Here is a 19,434-nt window from a genome sequence, read left to right as displayed (position 1 = left end):
AGTCGGCTCATGAAGAAATCAGTCAACATCCAAGAGGAACTCCAGCGGGTCTCCGTGGAGCTCTTCTCCACCCAGGGCTACGCGAAGACGAGCGTGCAGCAGATCGTCGACGCGGCGGGAGTCACCAAGGGTGCGCTGTACCACTACTTCTCGTCGAAGGACGACCTGCTCTTCGATATCTACGATCGCCTCCTCTCGCTCCAGCGGGCGCACCTCGAGGAGATCGTTGCCAGGGGGCTCGGCCCGCTCGAGACGATGCGGCTCATCTGCGAAGACCTCATGACCACGTCGATCGCCGGCATCCTCGAAGGCGCCGTGTTCTTCCGTTCGCAGCACATGCTCTCGGAGGTCAGGCAGCGCGAGGTCAAACGCCGTCGCCGCGAGTTCAACGACATCTTCATGGGCGTGCTCGCGAAGGGCCAGGAGGAGGGCGTGTTCCGCAGCGACATCCCCGCGATCGTGCTCTCCGCCAACTTCTTCTCGAACCCCCACTACCTCTCGCACTGGTACTCGCCCGAAGGCGGCATCAGCGCATCCGAGCTCGCCAAGCACTTCACCGAGCTCTACATCACCTCACTGCGAATTCCGGAGGCAACCCAATGAGGGCATGGCACGTAACAGCACACGGCGAGCCGAAAGACGTCATGCAGATCGTCGAACTCGAGGAGCCGACTCCCGGCCCCGGTGAGCTGGCGCTGCGCGCGCGCGCGGTCGCGATCAACTTTCCCGACGTCCTGCTGGCGAGGGGCGAGTACCAGGTCAAGCCCGAGCTGCCCTTCAGCCCCGGCATCGAGGTCTGCGGCGAGGTCACCGCGGTCGGCGAGGGGGTCGAAGGCTTCTCAGTCGGCGACCGCGTCGTCTCGTCGCACATCGGGGTCATGGCCGAGACCGTCATCGTGCCTGCGGCCGCGACCTTCCCGGCGCCTGAGGGACTGAGCGACGCTGAGGCATCCGCCCTCATCATCGGTCACCAGACGGGCTGGTTCGGCCTGCACCGCCGCGGCCAGCTCCAGGCAGGCGAGACCCTGCTCGTGCAGGCGGCGGCGGGCGGCGTCGGCACCGCGGCCGTGCAGCTCGGCAAGGCGGCAGGCGCGACCGTCATCGGTGTCGTCGGCAGCGAGGCCAAGCGGCAGGTCGCCCTCGACGCGGGTGCCGACATCGTCGTCAACCGGCGCGAAGAGGACTTCGTCGCGATCGTCAACGAGCACACCGGCGGACGCGGAGCGGATGTCATCTACGACCCGGTCGGCGGCGAGACGTTCCAGCGCTCCACCAAGTGCGTCGCCTTCGAAGGCCGCATCGTCGTCGTGGGCTTCGCCGGGGGCGAGATCCAGACCGCCAAGGCCAACCACGCGCTGGTGAAGAACTACAGCATCGTCGGCCTCCACTGGGGCCTCTACAACAGCAAGAACCCGCAGCTCGTCGTCGACGCACACCGCGAACTGACAGAGCTCGCCGACGCCGGCGCGATACGCCCGCTCGTCAGTGAGGTCGTGGGCTTCGAAGACGCAGCCGACGCAGTGCAGCGCCTCGGTGACGGCAGCACGGTCGGTCGCCTCGTCGTGCAGGTGTCCTGAGAGCGACGACAGAAACCCTTACGGAGAACACAGACACCCGAATGTCTACCTACACAGCCTCACAAAGGAGTGGTCACATGAAAGCCCATGACACCGGCCCGGCGAGCTCGCCGCGGCTGGCCCTGAGAGACATCACGGTCAAGTTCGGTGGTCTCACCGCGCTCGACTCGGTCTCGGTCGAGGTTCCCGTCGGCTCGGTCGTCGGAATCATGGGCCCCAACGGCGCAGGCAAGACCACCCTCTTCAACGTCGTGTGCGGCGTATACAAGCCGACCTCCGGCACGATGTCGGTCGACGGCACCGCGGTGCGGCCCCGCGCCCACCGCCTGACGAAACACGGCATCGCGCGGACGCTCCAAGGGCTCGGCCTCTTCAGCGGACAGCCCGTGCTGGAGAACGTGGTCGCAGGCCTCCAGTCGTCGACCCGTCACACCTTCGTCGAAGAACTCTTCTCCCTGCCCCGCGCCGCGCGCGAAGAGCGCGAGAAGAAGGAACGAGCGATGGCGACCCTCGCCTCCCTCGGCATCGAGAAGTACGCGGCGGCGCTTCCTGACACGCTTCCCTACGCGATCCGCAAGAAGGTATCGATCGCGCGGGCCCTTGTCAGCGAGCCCTCGCTGTTGCTGCTCGACGAGCCAGCCGGCGGCCTTGGCCATGACGAGATCGAGGAGCTGGGTGAACTCATCCGCTCGATTCCCGCCAGGGATTGCTCGGTCGTGCTCGTTGAGCACCACGTTGACCTGGTCATGTCGGTGTGCGACAGCATCGCCGTGCTCGACTTCGGCAAGCTGATCGCCACCGGTACTCCGGCAGAGGTCAGCGCGAACCCGGCCGTCACCGAGGCGTACCTGGGGGTGGATGCCGCGTGAGCGACCTTCTTACCCTCAACGGCGTCAGCGCGGGCTACGGCCCCGTCTCCGTGCTGCACGGCATCGAACTCGCCGTGCCGGAACGCAGCATCACCGCGGTCGTCGGCGCCAATGGCGCGGGCAAGACCACCCTTCTCCGCACTGTCATGGGGCAGATCCGGCCCAGCGCCGGAAGCATCCGGATCGGCGGTACAGACCTCAGCAAGGTCAAGGTCGAGGACATGGTGCGCAACGGACTCGCACTCGTGCCGGAGGGCCGCGGTGTCATCACCGAGCTCACGGTCGACGAGAACCTTCGCCTCGGAGGGCTCTGGCGCGGCAACTCGGCCGAGTCGTCCCGCACCCTCGCCGAGGTGTACGAGCTCTTCGAGCCGCTGCAGAACCGCCGCAAGTCGGCGGGGCACCAGCTTTCCGGGGGTGAGCGCCAGATGCTTGCCATCGGCCGCGCACTCATGGCCAAGCCGAAGCTCCTGTTGCTCGACGAGCCTTCGCTCGGGCTCGCGCCCCGCATTACCGCCCAGATCCTGCAGCTCCTCGGTCGCCTCCGTGATGAGACCGGCCTCACCGTGCTGCTGATCGAACAGAACGTGCGCAGTGCGCTCTCCGTGGCTGACCACGGCGTCGTTCTCAACCTGGGCCGCGTCGTCGCCGCCCGGCCCGCTGCGGAACTCGCAGCCGACACCGACCTCCGACACACCTACTTGGGATTCTGATGGAACTGGAACGCTTCTTATTCCTCACGGTCGACGGGCTCGCCCGTGGTGCCGTCCTGGCGGTATTCGCCCTCTCGCTCGTGCTCATCTGGCGTGCGGCGCGCATCGTCAACTTCTCGCAGGGCGCCATCGCGATGGCGGCGACGTATCTCGCCTTCGTCGTGACCTCAGCGACAGGCAACTACTGGCTCGGCCTGGTGGCCGCCCTTCTGGGGGGAGCGGCAATCGGGTTCGTCGTGGAGCGTGGTGTCATGCGCTACGTCAGCTCGGTCAATCCGCTCAACTCGGTGATCGCTGCGCTCGGAGTGCTGCTCGTCATCCAGGCAATCATCGGCATGCTGTTCGGCAACGGCTACCACCCGATGAAGCTTCCCTTCAGCCAGAGCCCGCTGCCGTGGCTCTCGGGGCTGTCGATCTCGGCCTATGACCTCTTCGTGTTCGCCTGTGTCGGCTTCGTCGTCATCGGCCTGGCCGTGCTCTTCGGCAAGACCAATGTGGGGCTCCGGATGCGCGCTGCCGCGTTCTCGCCCGAGCTGGCGCGCCTCCTCGGGGTTCGCTCGAACCGCATGATCACCCTCGGGTGGATGCTCGCCTCGGCGCTCAGCGCCCTGGCGGCGCTCCTCGTGATCCCGACGGAGCTGGGGCTCAACCCACACTCCACTGATGCCGTGTTCGTCTACGCGTTCACGATCGCGGTGGTCGGCGGCCTCGACTCCGCCCCCGGAGCGGTCATCGGCGGCCTCGTGGTGGGCGTGCTGCTCAGCTGGGTGAGCGGATACCTGGGCGCGACGCTCTCTCCCGTCGCTGTGCTCGTGCTCCTCCTGGCCGTGCTCCTCATCAAGCCCGGCGGAATCTTCTCAGTCACCAAGGAGCGCACAGCATGAGCAGTCGCACCACACTCATCGTCGGCCTTGTGGGCCTCGTCGCGGTCATCGGTCTCACTTTCGTGCTCGACCCGTACCGCAACTACCAACTCGCGACTATCGCCGCGTACCTCTGCGTCGTCGCCGGCCTCACGATGCTCACGGGCGTCAACGGGCAGCTCTCGCTCGGCCACGCGGCGCTCGCGGCCTGCGGCGCGTACTGCTACGCCTTCACCGCCAACGGGCTCGCGGAGCAGGAGGTCACCGGCCCCGTGCTGCTCATCCTGCCGATCCTCGCGGCCGTCGTCGGCGCCGCAGTGCTCGGCCTCGTCGTGGGACTCGCGGCGGCGCGACTGCACGGTCCCTACCTCGCCGGTGTGACCCTGGCGCTCGTGATCGCCCTTCCCGCAATCACGAGCCGCTTCTCCGACGTCTTCAACGGCGACCAGGGCCTCTACATCTCGGTCGAGCGCAGACCCGAGTTCCTCGCGGGTCGAGGAGGCACCGAGATGTTCCAGGCCTGGGTCGCGATCGCGTGTGCTGCGCTCGTCGTGATCCTGCTGCGCAACCTCATGAAGGGCAACTTCGGTCGCCAGATGCGTGCGGTCAGAGACAACGAGGTCGCCGCCGCGATCGCCGGTGTCAACGTCGCGCGCACCAAGGTGATCGCGTTCACGGTCAGCTCGGCGGCAGCCGGCGTCGGCGGCGCAGTCCTCGCCTTCATGACCCAGAGCGCCAACCCCGGGGCCTTCAGCCTCGTCTTCTCCCTCTTCCTGCTGATGGCCGCAGTCATCGGTGGGATCGGCACCCTCTACGGCGCGCTCTGGGGGTCCATCCTCCTTGTCGTGCTGCCGGATGCCATCGGCTCCCTTACCAAGAGCCTGTCCCTGTCGCCCGAGGTCGCACAGCGCCTCGACGGCAACCTCGCGGTCGGACTGTTCGGCGCCATCATGGTGCTCGTCGTGATCGTCGCTCCCCTCGGCATCCAGGGCCTCCTCCGCAAGGGCAGGCTCAAGATGCAGTCCCGAGGAACTCCGCAATCAGTTCCTGTCCCGAAATAACCCGAAATACCCAAGCACCAACCAATCACCACAGAAAGGTCAAAGATGACTCTCAAAAGGAATCGCGCATTCGCGGTCGTGGGTGCCGCATCTGTGCTCGCACTCGCGGCGTGCTCCTCGCCCGGAGGCGGCGGAGGCGACGCCCAGGACGTGCCCGGTGTAACTGAAGACAAGATCGTCATCGGCACGCACCAGCCGCTCACGGGCCCGGCCGCAGCCGGCTTCTCGTCGATCTCAGCCGCGACGAGCGCGTACTTCGACTACATCAACGACAACGGCGGCATCAACGGTCGTGAGATCGAGTTCATCGTCAAGGACGATGGCTACAACCCCGCCAACACGCAGACCGTCGTGCGTGACCTCGTGCTGCAGGAGGAGGTCTTCGCGATCCTCGGTGGCCTCGGCACCCCGACGCACAGCGCCGTCATCGACTTCCTCAACGAGAACGAGGTCCCCGACCTCTTCGTCTCGGGCGGGTCGCCGATGTGGGACCAGCCGGAGAAGTACCCGTGGACCTTCGGCTACAACTCGGAGTACATCGCTGAGGCCGCCATCCTCGCGCAATACGCACAGCAGGAGATGCCCGACGGCACCTACTGCATGTTCGGCCAGGACGACGACTTCGGTGACGACTTCGAGAAGGGCGCACTCGAGATCCTTGGCGCCGACGGCCTCGCCGCGAGCGAACGCTACTCGGTCGCCAATCAGGACGTGACGGCACAGATCAGCGCCCTCAAGGCCGCGAACTGCGACGTCGTGTTCCTCGCCAGCATCAACGGCTTCACGGCACTCGCCGTGGGAACGGCCGCGCAGCTCGGCTTCTTCCCGCAGTGGATGGCGACCTCGGCCGGTGGTGACTACGGCACGCTCGAGAAGGACTACCTGCAGGAGAACGCACCCCTGCTGCTGGAGAACTTCATCAGCACGTTCTACCTCTCGCTCGAGACCAACCAGGACGACCCGTGGGTCGAGCACTTCCAGATGGTGCAGGACGAGTACAACGGCGGCGGCGAGATCGGCGGCAACGACATCTTCGGCATGAACATGGCCTACATGTTCGCTGAGGCTCTCGCGGCTGCTGGCGAGAACCCCACGCGTGAGTCGATCGTCGAGGCGATCGAGTCGGGCGCGGTCAAGGGCTCGGGCCTCGTGCCCCTCGGCTACTCGCCCGAGGACCACACCGGTAACACCGGCGTGCAGCTCAGCCAGGTGAAGAGCGGCGTGCAGGCGTACTTCGGCGCGCCCTACGTCTACGAGAACGGCGAGGTCACGGAATACACCGGCGGCCAGGTTCCGTTTGAGAACGGCATCCCCGGCTCCAACTAAGCAAGGCACTCGGTGAGGGGTCGTCGCGTTCGCGCGGCGGCCCCTTCGCCGTTCACAATTCAGGAACTGTGCCGTTCCCTTCCTGAATTGTGAAAGGCGGCTCCTGGGCTGTGAAGGCTAGGCCTTGGCCGCGGAGACGAAGCTCCTGATGAGCTCGCTCGACTTGACGCCCGGCGCGGTCTCAACGCCGCTCGACACATCGACGCCCCAGGGGGTTGCGGCCGCAATCGCGGAGGCCACGTTGTCGGGTGTCAGGCCACCGGCGAGAATCCATCGACCGCCGACATCCGACAGCGTCAGGCCCGACATGGCCGCATAGTCCCAGACCTCGCCCGAGCCCGGCTTCGGCGCGTCGACGAGCAGCATGTGTTCCCCGAAGTTCTCCTCGAGGCTCGGGTCGTCGAACGGCACGGCGCGGATGAGTGTGCGACCGATCATCCCGAGCTTCGAGATCTCGGCGCGGCTGCGCTTGCCGTGCACCTGGATCGCCGAGACACCGGATGCCTCCGCGAGCCGTTCGATCTCGTCGACCGTCTCGTCGCGGAACACGCCGACCGTGAGCACGCGCTCCTCGGCGGCCGCGACAAGGTCCTTGGCGGCATCCGCCGTGACGAAGCGTGGACTCGGGGTGAGCACGAGGCCGACGGCGTCCGCGCCCGCTTCGATCGCGTCGTAGACGTGGACGCGTTCACTGAGGCCGCAGATCTTGACGAACATGCCCCTACTCTCTCATCGCTCCATGTGAGGCAGCCACGACGAACATCTCCGGCTGGCCGAAGCCGTGCTCAGCGAAGGCACCGTCGATACCCACCTGGATGCGCGAGACGGCGTCGAGGGGAGCGAGCGCGATCGCCGCCCCGCCGAAGCCGCCACCCGTCATCCGGGCGCCGAGGGCGCCGTTGGCGTTCGCGACCTCGACCGCGAGGTCGAGTTCCGGCACGGAGATCTCGAAGTCGTCGCGCATGGAGGCGTGCGAGGCATCCAGCAGCTCGCCGATCGCGGTGGGGCCCTGCTCCCGCAGCAGCCGCACGGTGTCGAGCACGCGCTGGTTCTCGGTCACGACGTGGCGCACTCGGCGGAAGGTCTCGTCGTCGAGGGTCGTGCGCGCCCGCTCCAGGTCGTTGACGCTGAGGTCGCGCAGGTGCTCGACCCCGAGCATCCGTGCCCCGCGCTCGCAGGACTCGCGACGATCGCGGTAGCCACCTGTCGCGTGAGAGTGCGACACGCCCGTGTCAATGATGACGAGGGCGAGGCCCGCCCGGTCGAAGCCGAGGTCGACGATCTCGGCGTGCAGGCTGCGGCAGTCGAGGAAGACGGCGGAGTCGGTCTCGCCGAGGAGCGCTGCCGACTGGTCCATGATGCCCGTGGGGGCGCCGACCGCCTCATTCTCGGCGAGCTGGCCGACACGTGCGAGGGTGCGGCGGTCGAAGCCGAGCTGCCACACGTCGTTGAGGGCGAGGGCGACCGAGCTCTCGATCGCGGCGGAGGAGGAAAGGCCGGCACCGACGGGAACGTCGGAGTCGATGAAGAGGTCGACCCCGGGCACGGCGGCGAGGTCGGCACCGTGCTGGCCGAGAGCCCACGCGACGCCGAGCGGGTAGGCGGCCCAGCCCTCGAGCCGTTCGGGAGCGAGCTCGGCGAGGGCGATCTCGGCGACCTCGTCCGCAAAGGCGCTCGCGACGCGCAGGATGCCGTCCTCCCGCAGCCCGAGTGCGACGACCGTGCGGCGGTTGATCGCGAGGGGCAGCACGAAACCCTCGTTGTAGTCGGTGTGCTCGCCGATGAGGTTCACGCGCCCGGGCGCGGACCAGACCCCGGACGCCTCGTGGCCGAAGGTCTCGGCAAAGCCCTCGCGTGCATCATCTCTGATGTCGCTCATGCGGTTCCTTTCGTGGCACGTGCCCGTTCGATGCCCTCGCGCACGAGTTCGGCGCTGCGCTCGGGCGGCACGTCGCCGACCCAGGCTCCCATGGCGGCCTCGGAGCCGGCGAGGAACTTGAGCTTGTCGGCGGCGCGCCTCGGCGAGGTGAGCTGGAGCGACAGGCGCACACTGTCGCGCGCGAGGCCGACCGGTGCCTGGTGCCATGCGGCGATGTAGGGGGTCGGGGTGTCGTAGACGGCGTCGATGCCGCGCAGCAGTTCGAGGTAGAGGTGCGAGAGTTCGTCGCGTTCCTCGTCGTTCGTCCCGGCGAAGTCGGGCACATGTCGGTGGGGCAGCATGTGCACCTCGATGGGCCAGCGGGCGGCGAAGGGCACGAAGGCCGTCCAGTGTTCGCCGCTCAGCAGCACGCGCGTCGAGGAACGTTCGCGGTCGAGCAGCCGCTCGAAGAGGTCGGGCCCGAGCTCGTCGATGGATGCGAGCAGTCGCTGCGTGCGCGGTGTCACGTAGGGGTAGGCGTAGATCTGCCCGTGCGGGTGGGGCAGCGTGACGCCGATCTCCCGTCCGCGGTTCTCGAAGGGAAACACCTGGCGGATGCCCGGCATGGCCGACAGGGCGGCGGTGCGGTCGGCCCACGCCTCGATCACGGTGCGGGCGCGCGACGGGGTCTGCGTGCCGAAGGAGCCCTCGTGCTCGGGGCTGAAGCAGACGACCTCGCAGCGGCCGTAGGACGGCGCCGTGCGCTCGAAGCCGAGCCCTGCGACATCCGCATCGCCGACCTCGGGGCCGAAGGAGGGGGAGCGGTTCTCGAAGACGGCGACGTCGTAGTTCGAGGGGATCTCGCTGGGGTTCTCGGGGGTGGCCGGTGCGAGTGGGTCCTGGTGCGCTGGCGGGAGGAAGACGCGGTTCTGCCGTGCGGCGGCGACTGAGATCCAGTCGCCCGTCAGCACGTCTTGCCGCATTGTCGCCGTGGCGGGTCGCGGGTCGAGCGTGCGCGCGTCGACCGCCCGCTCGCCGCTGAGGGTCGTGTCGGCGTCGTCGTAGTAGACGAGTTCGCGGCCGTCGGCGAGGGTCGTGACGGTCTTCGTGATCTGGGTCATGGCACCCTTTTCGCTCTAGGCTGGCGGCATGCGTGCGCACACGGGAGAACAGTTCGAACTGTCGTTCTCAAACGGCGGCCACACCGGCCGGGCCATCATAACGGAGCTAGCTGCAGCGCTTCGGGTGTTGGAGGTCGACGGGGTCGCCCTCACGGAACCCTTCGCAGAAGACACCTTGCCGCCCTTCGGCTGCGGCATCGTGCTGGCGCCGTGGCCGAACCGCGTGCGCGACGGCCGCTGGCAGCTCGACGGCGAGACCCAGCAGCTCGACATCACCGAGCCGGCACGCGGCAACGCCATCCACGGCCTCCTCCGCAACGCGCCATACACGGTCGTGGAGCGCACGGATGCCGCGATCACCCTCGCTGCCACCGTGTTCCCGCAACACGGCTACCCGTTCATGGTCGACACGAGCGTGCGCTACGAGCTCGTCGATGGCGGGCTGCGGGTCACCCACAGTGCCGCCAACCGCTCGGCCGCCGCCGCGCCGGTCGCCTTCGGCGTGCATCCCTTCTTCCGCCTCGGTGACGTGCCCGTAGAGGAGCTCACGCTCACGATCGACGCGGGTTCCCGGGTCGGGGTGGACGACCGACTGAACCCGAGCGGTGATGTCGCGGTGCCTGGCACGGACTTCGACCTGAGCAGCGGCCGCGCCATCGGCCAGCTCTCACTCGACGACGCCTTCGGTGACCTCACGGAACGCGACGGACGCATCAGCCACAGCCTCGCCGCCCCCGACGGTCGCGCCCTGCACATCTGGCAGGAGCAGGACTGGCGCTGGGTGCAGGTGTTCACGACGCGCGAGTTCCCGAAGGCCGACGGCATGGGGCTCGCGGTTGCGATCGAGCCGATGACGGCACCGCCCGACGCCTTCAACAGCGGGCTCGGAGTGCGCTGGCTCGCCCCCGACGAGGTCTGGTCGACCTCGTGGGGCATCGACTATGTCGGCTAAAGTGCCCGGGGAGCCGCAGCATCCGCAGCCGAGTCGCTCCCAGATTCGTCGATGGCGCCGCTATCTCGCGGATGAGCGGGCCGAGGCGGCCGTCTACCGTGACCTCGCGGGGCGGCGTGAGGGCGAGGAGCGGGAGATCCTGCTCGCGCTCGCCGAGGCGGAGGCGCGGCACGAGAAGCACTGGATCACCCTGCTCGGCGACGAGGTGGGGCCGCCGCGGCGGGGTGCCCTGCGCACGCGCACCCTCGGCTGGCTCGCGCGGCGCTTCGGCTCGGTCTTCGTGCTCGCGCTGGCACAGCGTGCCGAGGCGCGTTCGCCGTATGAATCGGATGCCGACGCGACCGCCGCGATGGCCGCCGACGAACGCATCCACGGCGAGGTGGTGCGCGGTCTCGCGGCGCGGGGACGTGCCCGCATCTCGGGGTCGTTCCGGGCCGCCGTCTTCGGTGCCAACGATGGGCTCGTGAGCAACCTGGCGCTCGTCATGGGGATCGGGGCGACGGGTGTGGCCCCGTCGATCATCCTCGCGACGGGCATTGCGGGCCTCTTCGCGGGCGCCCTCTCGATGGCGGCGGGAGAGTATGTGTCGGTGCGGTCGCAGCGTGAGCTGCTCGCGGCATCCGACCCCGACCCGCGCGCGCAGCGGGTGCTGCCCGACCTCGATGTCGACGCCAACGAACTCGCGCTCGTCTACCGCGCGCGTGGCATGGATCCGGTCGAGGCGGATGCCCGGGCCCGCAAGACCATCGCGACCCTCCGCAGCAGTGACGCCTCCGGCGAGGTGACGGTGCCCGCCGCGCATGAGGAGGTCGGCTCGGCAACCGGGGCCGCCCTCTCGAGCTTCTGCTTCTTCGCGACGGGTGCGCTGCTGCCCGTGCTGCCCTACCTCGTCGGCCTCGAAGGCATGCTGGCGGTCGTCGTCGCCGCCGCCATCGTGGGCGTGGCGCTGCTCGTGACGGGCGGCGTGGTCGGCGTGCTGTCTGGCGGGCCGCCGCACTGGCGGGCGCTGCGGCAACTTGCGATCGGCTTCGGTGCCGCCGCCGTCACCTACGCGCTCGGCCTCGCATTCGGCACCACCGTCGTCTGACCCCTCGTCCGTGTCGGCGGTCGGCCGTACCATCGAGTCCTGCAGTGGCCGGACTGCTCCAGCACCACAGGGAGCACCACATGGCATTACGACACAGCGTTCAAGATGGCGTCGACGCATCCGCTCGCGCGCAGCGCAGCTATCGCCCACACTGGCATCCGATCCTCTCGGCCGTTGAGCAGCGACCGGGGGAGTGGTGGATGCTCGACCAGTACGAGCGCCGCTATGCGATCGTGCGGATGCTCGAAGTCAATGGGGAGCGCGGCTACCGCGCCGTGACGGGCGAGCCGGAGGGGCGCCAGTTGATCGGCTACTACCGCACGCTGCGGGGCGCCTGTTATGCCGCGCACCTGCACTTCGTGCGGGCGCACGGCCAGCCGGGTTCGGTCAACGGGGTCGGTGCTTCATCGCGTGGGGGGCGGCGGGCATGATTCGATGGGCGACATGAACATCGCCACGCGCGCCATGGAGATCCCTCCGTTCCATGCCATCGCCTTCTTCCAGCAGGCGACGGCGATCGAGGCCGAGGGGCACCATGTCGTGAAGCTCTCACTCGGCGAGCCCGACTTCGGGGCGCCACCGGCCGTGAGGGACGCCATGCGGGACGCCATGGATGGCCGCCCGCTCTCCTATACGCCGGCCCTCGGCCTGCCCGCGCTACGCCAGGCGATCGCGGGTTTCTACCGCGACAAGCATGGTGTCGAGGTCGACCCGGCGCGCATCGCGATCACGACCGGTGCCTCCTCCGCGCTGCTGCTCGTCGCGGCCGCGACCACCAACCCCGGCGACGAGGTCATCACCGCCGACCCCTCGTATCCCGCCAACCAGGAACTCGTGCGCACCTTCGGCGGCACGATCGTGTCCGTGCCGACCACCGCGCGGTCCCGCTATCAGCTCGATGCGGCATCCGTGGAGGCGGCGTGGACCGACCGCACGACCGCCGTCATGCTTGCGAGCCCCTCGAACCCCACCGGCACCTCGGTGCCTCCTACCGAGCTTGCCGCGATCTGCTCCTATGCCCGCGAGCGGGCTGCCTGGCGGATCGTCGACGAGATCTACCTCGACCTCGCCGACCCCGCGCCCGATGGCACCCCGGCCCGCACCGTGCTGGCAAGCGATCCCGACGCGATCGCGGTCGGGAGCTTCTCCAAGTACTTCGGCATGACCGGATGGCGTCTCGGCTGGGTCGTGCTGCCCGAGGTGCTCGTCGAGCCGGTCGAGCGGCTCGCGATGCATTACTTCCTCAGCGCCTCCGCTCCCGCGCAGCAGGCCGCCCTCGCGGCGTTCACACCCGAGTCCCTCGCGATCAGCGAAGAACGTCGTGTCGAGCTGGCGGCGCGGCGCAGCATCGTGCTCGATGGCCTCGCGCAGATCGGGCTCCCCGTGCCCGTCGCTCCCGACGGCGCCTTCTACGCCTACTTCGACGTCACCTCGACCGGGTTGGATGCCTGGACGTTCTGCGAGCGCGTGCTGCGCGAAGCCCACGTGGCACTCACGCCCGGGCGGGACTTCGCCACGGCGACCGCCAACAGCCACGTGCGGCTCTCGTACGCGGCATCCCGGGCAGAACTGGCTGAGGGCATCGCACGCATCGGGGCGTTCCTGGAGACGCTGCGCGCGGAGCAGTAGGAGCCTGCGGTCAGGCGCGCTTGGAGCGCATGGCCTACCGCCGCACTGCCAGCGCTCTCGCGGCCGAGGCGGCGGGCAAGCGCTAGGAGCCGGTCCGGCGGCCGCGAGCCTGTTGATGCTGGCGTCGCAATTGCGTCGCTCACTACGCCTGCTTCGATGTTCCTGCCTCGAGAATCGACACGATCGAGAAGAGGGTGAAGCACACCGCTCCGAGGCCGACCAAGACGTGGGCCGGGACGAAGAAGTTGGGGTTGGTGGCGGCAGCTTCCGAGAGGAACGCCGCGAGGAACAGGCAGGCCAGAGCCGTGCCGATCGGCAGCAGAGGGATGCGGTTCGCCAGGGCGAAGGTGCGGCGCCAGACAAGCGCAAGCAGCAGCACCTTCGACAGGATACTGAAGCAGATGAGTCCCAGGCCGATGAGGACGAATCCGGGAGCCAACCGGTACGGCTCGCTGGAGCTGAACAGTACAAACAGCCCAAGCATCACGTTGATCGTGCCCGCGACAACGACCAGCCAGACCCAGGCGAAGCGCCCACGATCGCTGAACTCGTTGCGTACCTGGCGCACAATAGTCACGACGAGTCCAATGAGTGAGGTGCAGATCATGGACAGCCCGAGAACGACGTGCCCGGCGACGAACCCGGGGGTGTCGCTCCTGACCAGCAGACTGGTCGCCAGACCAAACCCAACCACGGCCATCATGATCGGAACGGATGCCAGCACTCGGGCGACCGTGTGTGAGTAGGCGTCGGCGGGCGCACCGTCCGAGGGGGTGAGCGAGGCCGACTTCTGGATGAGTGTGAATTTGGTGGACGCGGTGGCAACGGTGCTGACGCATGCAGCGATCAGGCTGATGCCGATGACGACGCAGCCCGCCGTGAGGTTCTCTGGTGTGTTCGCCTGATTGGCCACGACAATGCCCCAGATGGCGGTGGCGGTCGCGACGAGGTAGCCGGAGAGGGGCAGGATGACCTGCCAGACGCGCCCATATCGATTGATGAGTTGCCGGATGATGGTCGCCGCCGTGGTGAACAGCGCGTAGCAGATCGCTGTCAAGGCCACGTTGACGTGCCCAGCGACGAAATGGCCGGCATTGTCAGGCCCGGCCAGGATGTAGAGGCCGAATGACAGACACACGGCCCCCATCAGAAGGGGAATCGCACGGAAGATGATGCTCACTGCATAATTCATGATTCTTCCCGACTGTCGTCGCTGACCACGGTGAGTTGCCGAACTTCATTGGGCGGCCTCACCACTGCAGTTTTCTTCAGTCTGGCCCCTCGCCAATGAGCCCGCAATCGCTAAACAGTGCCTTCTCAGGTACTCCCTCACGACCCCGTCTCGGCCGTGATTACTGCGTTCGTATTGGTGGGCCCGGAGGGGCTCGAACCCTCGACCCGCGGATTAAAAGTCCGATGCTCTACCAACTGAGCTACAGGCCCGTACCCACACAAATCTACAGGCCCGCGGCATCCGCTCGCTCACATGCCTCAGGCCCGCCACCCCGGTGGGTCGCGGGCCTGAGGCCGGATGTGGATCAGGCGGGCAGGAGCACGCCGTCGATGAGGTACACGGTCGCGTTGGCGGTCTTCACGCCGCCGCAGATGACGGTGGCGCCGTTGACCATCCACTCGTCACCGCTGCCGGTCACCTCGACGGTGCCGCCCTGCACGGTCGTCTGGGTGCCCTCGATGTCGTCGGGCGCGATCTGGCCGGGCACGACGTGGTACGTCAGGATGCTCGTGAGCAACTCGGCGTTCTCGGGCAGCTTGAGTGACTCGACGGTGGCCGGGTCGAGGGCTGCGAAAGCGTCATCGACCGGGGCGAAGACCGTGAACTCGTCACCGTTGAGGGTGTCCACGAGGTTCACCTCCGGGTTCAGCTGGCCGGAGACAGCGGCCGTGAGCGTCGTGAGGAGCGGATTGTTGGAGGCGGCGACCGCGACGGGGTCCATCGACATGCCCATGATCGAGCCGTCACCCTCCGGTACGGCGGTCGCGTAGTCCTCGCAGCCTGCGCCGACCAGGCCGGCGGTGAGCTCGTCATCCGACGGCGTCTCGGTCTCCGTCTCTTCCATCTCCACCGTGGTGTCTTCCTCCGGCTCCGCGTCCATCGTGCAGGCGGTGAGGCCGAGCAGCGCGACGGCGGCGATCGCGACGGCGGTCATGGGGGTGCGGTTCATGGTGCGCATGTTCTTCTCCTTCGTTGGGGTGCCCGAGCCACATGCTGTGGGCTATACAGCGGCGTTCGGGGCGCTCGCCGAGACGGATTGGTGCATCTGCATATTTTTTTCTGAGCAATCCCAAATGAGCTTCCCCCGCCACGGATGTCGCGGACGAGACGTCAGCGGCACCCCCGACTCCTACCGCCTCGCCAAGACGGAGCGAGGCGTGCAGGCCTACTCGTTCACCTTCGGCTAGCGGGGCGTAGTGGGTTGAGGAGGCCAGCCAGGACCGTATCGAAACCCCAACCCGACCCGCCCAGTCCGGCAGGCGTACCCTTGAACGATGGCCGAAGACTTCCACAAGCCGACCCTCTTTGCCGGGTCCCGCTTCGACGACTTCATTGGAGGTGACGATCCCGCCAAGGTGAGCCGCATCGCCCACGACACGGCGGCCGCCCTCCTCAGCCGCGTGCGGGACGCGCCGGAGACCGAGATCATCGACCGGCTCGTCGCCTACACGGATGACCACGGCATCGACGCGATCGCCGAGCTCTGGTCACGCGCGAGCCCGCGGAGCCTTCCCGGCGCGCTGTGGGCGATCTACCTGCTCCGTGCCCTCACGCGACAGGATGCCGAGGAGTCGTCGTTCCTGTACCGTCGCGGCAGCGAAGTGGCCGTCACGATCGACCCCGTCGTCGCGGGCGCGACCGTGCCGACCGGACCAGAGGAGATCACGGCGCTCGCCGACCAGATCCTGCGCGGCCTCTTCGATGGCGACTTCGCCGTTGCCCTCGACCGTGCCGCAGCGTTCTGCCGCCTCACCTCGCTCGGGGCGACCAACGTCGCGGATGACCTCGAGGTCCCCTCTCCCGATCGTGCGAGCGCGCTCACGGCGAAGGCATCCCGACTCAGCCACATGGCCGCCGAGCTCGTGACGTGTGCCAAGCTGTGGCGCGCCGGATCGCTCGACTGAGCAACGTTCGCCGAGAGCGTGCCGACCCGGGTTGGGCCTCGTCGCAGGGCCAACTAAACTGGAATCCGCCGGGCCGCAGTAACCCCGGGCTCCAATATTCGCCGCTTCGAGCGGCCTCGCGCCGAGAGGCGTTTCTGCGGTCTGGCACTCACTCTTCTTCCGTGACCAATCCGGTGTCGCGCCCGCTCCGAACCTCCCGTGTGACCACAGGACGGATCGGACGCACACGCCCGGCCCGCCTCGCTGCGGCGAGCCGGCGACTCCGCCGCCCGATGCGGTCGCCGAGTTGCGGGATGTGATGCATGCTGTATCTCGTGACCGCAGACCCGCAACCCGACGCGCCCGTCGAGGCCGACGCCGTCTCGGCGCTCCTCGCGCGTGTGGCGACCGGCGACCAGGCCGCGTTTGCACAGCTCTACGACGCGGTCGCGTCCCGGGTGCTCGGGTTGATCCGGCGCGTACTGGTCGACCCGGCGCAGTCGGAGGAGGTCGCCCAGGAGGTATTCCTGGAGATCTGGCAGAACGCACCACGATACGACTCGGCGAAGGGAGCAGCGATGACGTGGATCATGACAATGGCGCACCGGCGCGCGATCGATCGCATCCGTTCCTCCCAGTCGTCGCGTGACCGCGACGAAGCGATCGGCATCCGCGACCTCGCAACCCACGTCGATGATGTCGCCGAGACCGTCGCAACGACCCTCGAAGCGGAACGGGTGAAGGTCGCGATGACGCGGCTCAGCGAGCTGCAGCGCGAGGCCGTCTCCCTCGCCTACTACGGTGGCCTCACACAGACAGAGGTCGCTGAAAGGCTTCAGGTGCCGCTCGGCACCGTCAAGACGCGCATCCGAGACGGCATGCTTCGACTACGCACAGAACTGGGGGTGGCATGATGAGCGAGCACAAGACTCCCGAGGAGCTCGCGGCTGCCTACGCCCTCGGCGCCCTGAGCGCCGAGGAGCACGCAGAGTACGAGGCGTGGCTATTGGAGACGCCGGATGCCACGGCCGACGCCTTCGCCTACGCCGACGTCGCCTCGACCCTGGCGCTCGCGGCCGAGCCGGTGGAGCCGAGCGCCGACCTTCGCGCGAGCATCCTCGCGCAGGTGGCGATGACTCCCCAACTGCCGGCTGCCCCTGCTGCGTCCGCCTCGCCCGTTGCGTCCGAGTCGCCCGAGCCCGCCGAAAGCAGTGACCCTGTCGCGGCGGTCCCCACGGGAGCCGAGCAGCGCGCCGCGTCGCGGTGGTCGCGCGGTGCCGTGTTCCTGGTGGCGGCCGCGGCAGCCGTGCTGCTGTTCGTCGGCGGAGGCGTCGTGGGCTCGCTCATCGCGCAGGGCCAACGCAATGACTTCGCGATCGAGCAGGCCACCGCGCTCGCCGAGCTGCAGGCGGCGGCGGACGCGCAGCAGGCGGTGACCGAGATGGAGGGCGGCGGCCAGGTGACGCTCATCTGGTCGGCCGAGCAGGCCCGTTCGGCAATCATGGTCGACGAGATGCCGCCGGCGCCGGAGGGCAAGACCTACCAGCTCTGGTACATCCGGGAGGGGGACCCGATTCCGGATGCCACATTCGAGGCTGCTGACGAGGGCAAGACCTGGCGCGTGCTCGATGGTGCGATGACCGGCGGCGACGCGGTCGGCGTGACGCTCGAGCCGGAGGGTGGCTCGCAGGAGCCGTCATCGGATCCGCTCGTCGTGATCGGCGGCGCGTAGTCCGGCGCTCTCGACCGGCTGCCGCAGGATCGTGCGCTGCTTCTCCGGCGCGACGCGCCTGAAGTCGCTGAGGTAGATCTCGTGGTGCCGGCCCGAGGGGCGCAGGCCGTGCTGGGGCAGGTACTCCTCGTGCATCTGGCGCAGGATGCCGCCCTCGTCGTCGAAGGCCCCCACGTGCAGCACCTGCGCGCACCGGCCCTCATCGAGGCTGCCCAGACGCACGTCGTCCAAGCGTGCTGCGGCGCGCTTCGCTCGAACCCGCTCGACCTGCCGCGGCACCTCCGCCTCGTCGATCCACTCGGGCAGCATGAGCATGACGGTCCAGTGCCATTTGCTCTTGTCCCGCGCCGTGGTGAAGGCGCTCATGTCATCCGCCCACCAGAGGGCCTCGAGTGGCGGCACGACGTAGTCGCGCTCGAGTGTTGCCCTGCTGTAGAACTTCAGGGCATAGGCGACGGGATAGAGCGCCTCGATCGCGGTGATGAAGCCCGCCGAGTTCGGGTCGCCGTGGCCGTCGACCATCAGGTAGCGCATCTTGGGCACGTCGACGACGGTCACGGCGTCCCGTGCAGCTCGATAACTGGCGAGGGTTTTCGTGAACTCGATCTTCTCCACGCCCTCATCCTTGACGAGGCGACGCGCGAAAGCGAGCATCCCTTCTTGGCTCTGGAATCACCGGAGGTGCCGACCGGCCCGGCCTGACACTCCTGAGTTGTGAAAGGCGACTCCTGAGTTGTGAAAGGCGGCTACCCGAACTTGCCTGAGACGTAGTCCTCGGTCGCCTGCTCGGCGGGCCTCGAGAAGATCGTGTTGGTGTCGTCGTACTCGATGAGCTTGCCGGGGGCGCCCGTGCCGGCGATGTTGAAGAACGCCGTCTTGTCAGAGACACGGGATGCCTGCTGCATGTTGTGGGTCACGATCACGATCGTGTAGTCGGTCTTGAGCTCCTCAATGAGGTCCTCGATCGCGAGCGTCGAGATCGGGTCGAGGGCGGAGCAGGGCTCGTCCATGAGGAGCACGTCGGGCGAGACGGCGATCGCGCGGGCGATGCAGAGACGCTGCTGCTGTCCGCCCGAGAGGCCGGAGCCGGGGCGCTCAAGGCGGTCCTTGACCTCGTTCCAGAGATTCGCCCCCCGGAGTGACTTCTCGACCAGATCATCGGCATCCGACTTGGAAATGCTGCGGTTGTTGAGCTTGACGCCCGCGAGCACGTTCTCCCTGATCGACATGGTCGGGAACGGGTTGGGCCGCTGGAACACCATGCCAACCTGGCGGCGCACGAGCACGGGGTCGACGCCCGCGCCGTAGAGGTTGCTGCCGTCGATCAGCACCTCGCCATCGACGTAGGCGCCGGGGATGACCTCGTGCATCCGGTTGAGCGTGCGCAGGAAGGTCGACTTGCCGCAGCCGGAGGGGCCGATGAAGGCGGTGACACTGCGCGGCTCGATGTTGAGGGTGATGCCCTCGACGGCCTTGAACTTGCCGTAGTAGACGTCGAGGTCGCGAACTTCAATTCTCTTTGACACTGG

The 19,434-nt window shown here is 67.9% G+C and carries 21 protein-coding genes and 1 tRNA gene; 14 read left to right on the top strand and 8 right to left on the bottom strand.

The window, feature by feature from the left end; all coding sequences use genetic code 11:
• The first annotated feature begins 9 nt into the window (after positions 1 to 9).
• From FVA74_RS12160 to FVA74_RS12130, 7 genes are all read left to right on the top strand, one after another.
• Positions 10 to 603, top strand: coding sequence for a TetR/AcrR family transcriptional regulator (locus tag FVA74_RS12160; protein WP_147722754.1), 594 nt, complete (start codon positions 10 to 12; stop codon positions 601 to 603).
• Positions 600 to 1,577, top strand: coding sequence for an NADPH:quinone oxidoreductase family protein (locus tag FVA74_RS12155; protein WP_147722753.1), 978 nt, complete (start codon positions 600 to 602; stop codon positions 1,575 to 1,577). The genes FVA74_RS12160 and FVA74_RS12155 overlap by 4 nt, the downstream gene beginning before the upstream one ends.
• A gap of 77 nt (positions 1,578 to 1,654) precedes the next feature.
• The gene (locus tag FVA74_RS12150) at positions 1,655 to 2,446 is read left to right on the top strand and encodes an ABC transporter ATP-binding protein (protein ID WP_147722752.1); all 792 of its coding nucleotides are present in this window, start codon (positions 1,655 to 1,657) and stop codon (positions 2,444 to 2,446) included.
• Positions 2,443 to 3,159 carry an ABC transporter ATP-binding protein gene (locus tag FVA74_RS12145; protein WP_147722751.1) on the top strand — a complete coding sequence of 239 codons (717 nt, stop codon included), beginning with the start codon at positions 2,443 to 2,445 and terminating at the stop codon, positions 3,157 to 3,159. The genes FVA74_RS12150 and FVA74_RS12145 overlap by 4 nt, the downstream gene beginning before the upstream one ends.
• Positions 3,159 to 4,043, top strand: a complete 885-nt coding sequence (locus tag FVA74_RS12140; RefSeq protein WP_240792236.1) for a branched-chain amino acid ABC transporter permease — start codon at positions 3,159 to 3,161, stop codon at positions 4,041 to 4,043. Before FVA74_RS12145 ends, FVA74_RS12140 begins: the two co-directional genes overlap by 1 nt.
• Positions 4,040 to 5,083, top strand: coding sequence for a branched-chain amino acid ABC transporter permease (locus FVA74_RS12135; RefSeq protein WP_147722750.1), 1,044 nt, complete (start codon positions 4,040 to 4,042; stop codon positions 5,081 to 5,083). Before FVA74_RS12140 ends, FVA74_RS12135 begins: the two co-directional genes overlap by 4 nt.
• A 45-nt stretch (positions 5,084 to 5,128) precedes the next feature.
• Entirely contained in the window at positions 5,129 to 6,409 is a 1,281-nt protein-coding gene (locus FVA74_RS12130; protein ID WP_147722749.1) for an ABC transporter substrate-binding protein, read from the top strand.
• A gap of 117 nt (positions 6,410 to 6,526) precedes the next feature.
• On the opposite strand, the gene FVA74_RS12125 is transcribed toward FVA74_RS12130, so the two are convergent.
• From FVA74_RS12125 to galT, 3 genes are read right to left on the bottom strand one after another with little or no spacing between them, the layout of a single operon-like run.
• On the bottom strand, positions 6,527 to 7,126 hold the full coding sequence (locus FVA74_RS12125; RefSeq protein ID WP_147722748.1) for a phosphoribosylanthranilate isomerase: 600 nt from the start codon (positions 7,124 to 7,126) through the stop codon (positions 6,527 to 6,529).
• A gap of 4 nt (positions 7,127 to 7,130) precedes the next feature.
• The gene (gene galK, locus FVA74_RS12120; RefSeq protein ID WP_147722747.1) at positions 7,131 to 8,288 is read right to left on the bottom strand and encodes a galactokinase; all 1,158 of its coding nucleotides are present in this window, start codon (positions 8,286 to 8,288) and stop codon (positions 7,131 to 7,133) included.
• Positions 8,285 to 9,388, bottom strand: a complete 1,104-nt coding sequence (gene galT / locus FVA74_RS12115; protein ID WP_147722746.1) for a galactose-1-phosphate uridylyltransferase — start codon at positions 9,386 to 9,388, stop codon at positions 8,285 to 8,287. Before galT ends, galK begins: the two co-directional genes overlap by 4 nt.
• Before the next feature lie 28 nt (positions 9,389 to 9,416).
• Between galT and FVA74_RS12110 the strand changes: the two genes are divergently transcribed.
• The 4 genes from FVA74_RS12110 to FVA74_RS12095 all read left to right on the top strand — a co-directional run bounded on the left by FVA74_RS12110 (position 9,417) and on the right by FVA74_RS12095 (position 13,056).
• Positions 9,417 to 10,340 carry an aldose 1-epimerase family protein gene (locus tag FVA74_RS12110; RefSeq protein WP_147722745.1) on the top strand — a complete coding sequence of 308 codons (924 nt, stop codon included), beginning with the start codon at positions 9,417 to 9,419 and terminating at the stop codon, positions 10,338 to 10,340.
• Entirely contained in the window at positions 10,330 to 11,427 is a 1,098-nt protein-coding gene (locus tag FVA74_RS12105) for a VIT1/CCC1 family protein (RefSeq protein ID WP_147722744.1), read from the top strand. Before FVA74_RS12110 ends, FVA74_RS12105 begins: the two co-directional genes overlap by 11 nt.
• An 80-nt stretch (positions 11,428 to 11,507) precedes the next feature.
• Complete coding sequence (locus FVA74_RS12100; RefSeq protein ID WP_147722743.1) at positions 11,508 to 11,858, top strand: hypothetical protein; 351 nt, start codon at positions 11,508 to 11,510, stop codon at positions 11,856 to 11,858.
• Positions 11,859 to 11,871: 13 nt separating this feature from the next.
• Positions 11,872 to 13,056, top strand: a complete 1,185-nt coding sequence (locus tag FVA74_RS12095) for an aminotransferase class I/II-fold pyridoxal phosphate-dependent enzyme (protein WP_147722742.1) — start codon at positions 11,872 to 11,874, stop codon at positions 13,054 to 13,056.
• A 142-nt stretch (positions 13,057 to 13,198) separates the two neighbouring features.
• Here the strand turns inward: FVA74_RS12095 and FVA74_RS12090 are convergent, their stop codons facing one another.
• From FVA74_RS12090 to FVA74_RS12080, 3 genes are all read right to left on the bottom strand, one after another.
• A complete protein-coding gene (locus FVA74_RS12090; protein ID WP_206022635.1) occupies positions 13,199 to 14,236 on the bottom strand; it encodes a DUF2776 family protein in 1,038 nt (345 codons plus the stop codon).
• 187 nt (positions 14,237 to 14,423) lie between these two features.
• A tRNA-Lys gene (locus FVA74_RS12085) sits at positions 14,424 to 14,499 on the bottom strand.
• A 95-nt stretch (positions 14,500 to 14,594) separates the two neighbouring features.
• The gene (locus FVA74_RS12080) at positions 14,595 to 15,248 is read right to left on the bottom strand and encodes a fasciclin domain-containing protein (RefSeq protein WP_147722740.1); all 654 of its coding nucleotides are present in this window, start codon (positions 15,246 to 15,248) and stop codon (positions 14,595 to 14,597) included.
• A 316-nt stretch (positions 15,249 to 15,564) separates the two neighbouring features.
• On the opposite strand from FVA74_RS12080, the gene FVA74_RS12075 reads away from it, so the two are divergent.
• The 3 genes from FVA74_RS12075 to FVA74_RS12065 all read left to right on the top strand — a co-directional run bounded on the left by FVA74_RS12075 (position 15,565) and on the right by FVA74_RS12065 (position 17,905).
• Positions 15,565 to 16,194: a DNA-directed RNA polymerase subunit beta gene (locus FVA74_RS12075; RefSeq protein WP_147722739.1), complete on the top strand. Its 630-nt coding sequence runs from the start codon at positions 15,565 to 15,567 to the stop codon at positions 16,192 to 16,194.
• 302 nt (positions 16,195 to 16,496) lie between these two features.
• The gene (sigK, locus tag FVA74_RS12070; protein WP_147722738.1) at positions 16,497 to 17,087 is read left to right on the top strand and encodes an ECF RNA polymerase sigma factor SigK; all 591 of its coding nucleotides are present in this window, start codon (positions 16,497 to 16,499) and stop codon (positions 17,085 to 17,087) included.
• A complete protein-coding gene (locus tag FVA74_RS12065) occupies positions 17,087 to 17,905 on the top strand; it encodes an anti-sigma factor (protein WP_168220130.1) in 819 nt (272 codons plus the stop codon). The genes sigK and FVA74_RS12065 overlap by 1 nt, the downstream gene beginning before the upstream one ends.
• Here the strand turns inward: FVA74_RS12065 and FVA74_RS12060 are convergent.
• Entirely contained in the window at positions 17,870 to 18,520 is a 651-nt protein-coding gene (locus FVA74_RS12060) for a GyrI-like domain-containing protein (RefSeq protein WP_240792235.1), read from the bottom strand. The genes FVA74_RS12065 and FVA74_RS12060 overlap by 36 nt on opposite strands.
• Before the next feature lie 131 nt (positions 18,521 to 18,651).
• On the bottom strand, positions 18,652 to 19,431 hold the full coding sequence (pstB, locus tag FVA74_RS12055; protein WP_147722735.1) for a phosphate ABC transporter ATP-binding protein PstB: 780 nt from the start codon (positions 19,429 to 19,431) through the stop codon (positions 18,652 to 18,654).
• Positions 19,432 to 19,434 lie beyond the last annotated feature (3 nt).

Source organism: Salinibacterium sp. dk2585 (assembly GCF_008001035.1).
Classification (GTDB): domain Bacteria; phylum Actinomycetota; class Actinomycetes; order Actinomycetales; family Microbacteriaceae; genus Homoserinimonas.
This window is presented reverse-complemented; position numbering and strand designations above follow the sequence as displayed.

Bases quoted from the DNA above. Each gene is read 5' to 3' on its own strand.
- FVA74_RS12100 (WP_147722743.1), top strand. From the start codon at position 11,508: ATGGCATTACGACACAGCGTTCAAGATGGCGTCGACGCATCCGCTCGC.
- FVA74_RS12110 (WP_147722745.1), top strand. From the start codon at position 9,417: ATGCGTGCGCACACGGGAGAACAGTTCGAACTGTCGTTCTCAAACGGC.
- FVA74_RS12135 (WP_147722750.1), top strand. From the start codon at position 4,040: ATGAGCAGTCGCACCACACTCATCGTCGGCCTTGTGGGCCTCGTCGCG.
- sigK (WP_147722738.1), top strand. From the start codon at position 16,497: ATGCTGTATCTCGTGACCGCAGACCCGCAACCCGACGCGCCCGTCGAG.
- FVA74_RS12160 (WP_147722754.1), top strand. From the start codon at position 10: ATGAAGAAATCAGTCAACATCCAAGAGGAACTCCAGCGGGTCTCCGTG.
- FVA74_RS12065 (WP_168220130.1), top strand. From the start codon at position 17,087: ATGAGCGAGCACAAGACTCCCGAGGAGCTCGCGGCTGCCTACGCCCTC.
- FVA74_RS12075 (WP_147722739.1), top strand. From the start codon at position 15,565: ATGGCCGAAGACTTCCACAAGCCGACCCTCTTTGCCGGGTCCCGCTTC.
- FVA74_RS12095 (WP_147722742.1), top strand. From the start codon at position 11,872: ATGAACATCGCCACGCGCGCCATGGAGATCCCTCCGTTCCATGCCATC.
- FVA74_RS12125 (WP_147722748.1), bottom strand. From the start codon at position 7,126: ATGTTCGTCAAGATCTGCGGCCTCAGTGAACGCGTCCACGTCTACGAC.
- FVA74_RS12130 (WP_147722749.1), top strand. From the start codon at position 5,129: ATGACTCTCAAAAGGAATCGCGCATTCGCGGTCGTGGGTGCCGCATCT.
- galK (WP_147722747.1), bottom strand. From the start codon at position 8,288: ATGAGCGACATCAGAGATGATGCACGCGAGGGCTTTGCCGAGACCTTC.
- FVA74_RS12080 (WP_147722740.1), bottom strand. From the start codon at position 15,248: ATGCGCACCATGAACCGCACCCCCATGACCGCCGTCGCGATCGCCGCC.
- FVA74_RS12150 (WP_147722752.1), top strand. From the start codon at position 1,655: ATGAAAGCCCATGACACCGGCCCGGCGAGCTCGCCGCGGCTGGCCCTG.
- FVA74_RS12155 (WP_147722753.1), top strand. From the start codon at position 600: ATGAGGGCATGGCACGTAACAGCACACGGCGAGCCGAAAGACGTCATG.
- FVA74_RS12105 (WP_147722744.1), top strand. From the start codon at position 10,330: ATGTCGGCTAAAGTGCCCGGGGAGCCGCAGCATCCGCAGCCGAGTCGC.
- FVA74_RS12140 (WP_240792236.1), top strand. From the start codon at position 3,159: ATGGAACTGGAACGCTTCTTATTCCTCACGGTCGACGGGCTCGCCCGT.
- galT (WP_147722746.1), bottom strand. From the start codon at position 9,388: ATGACCCAGATCACGAAGACCGTCACGACCCTCGCCGACGGCCGCGAA.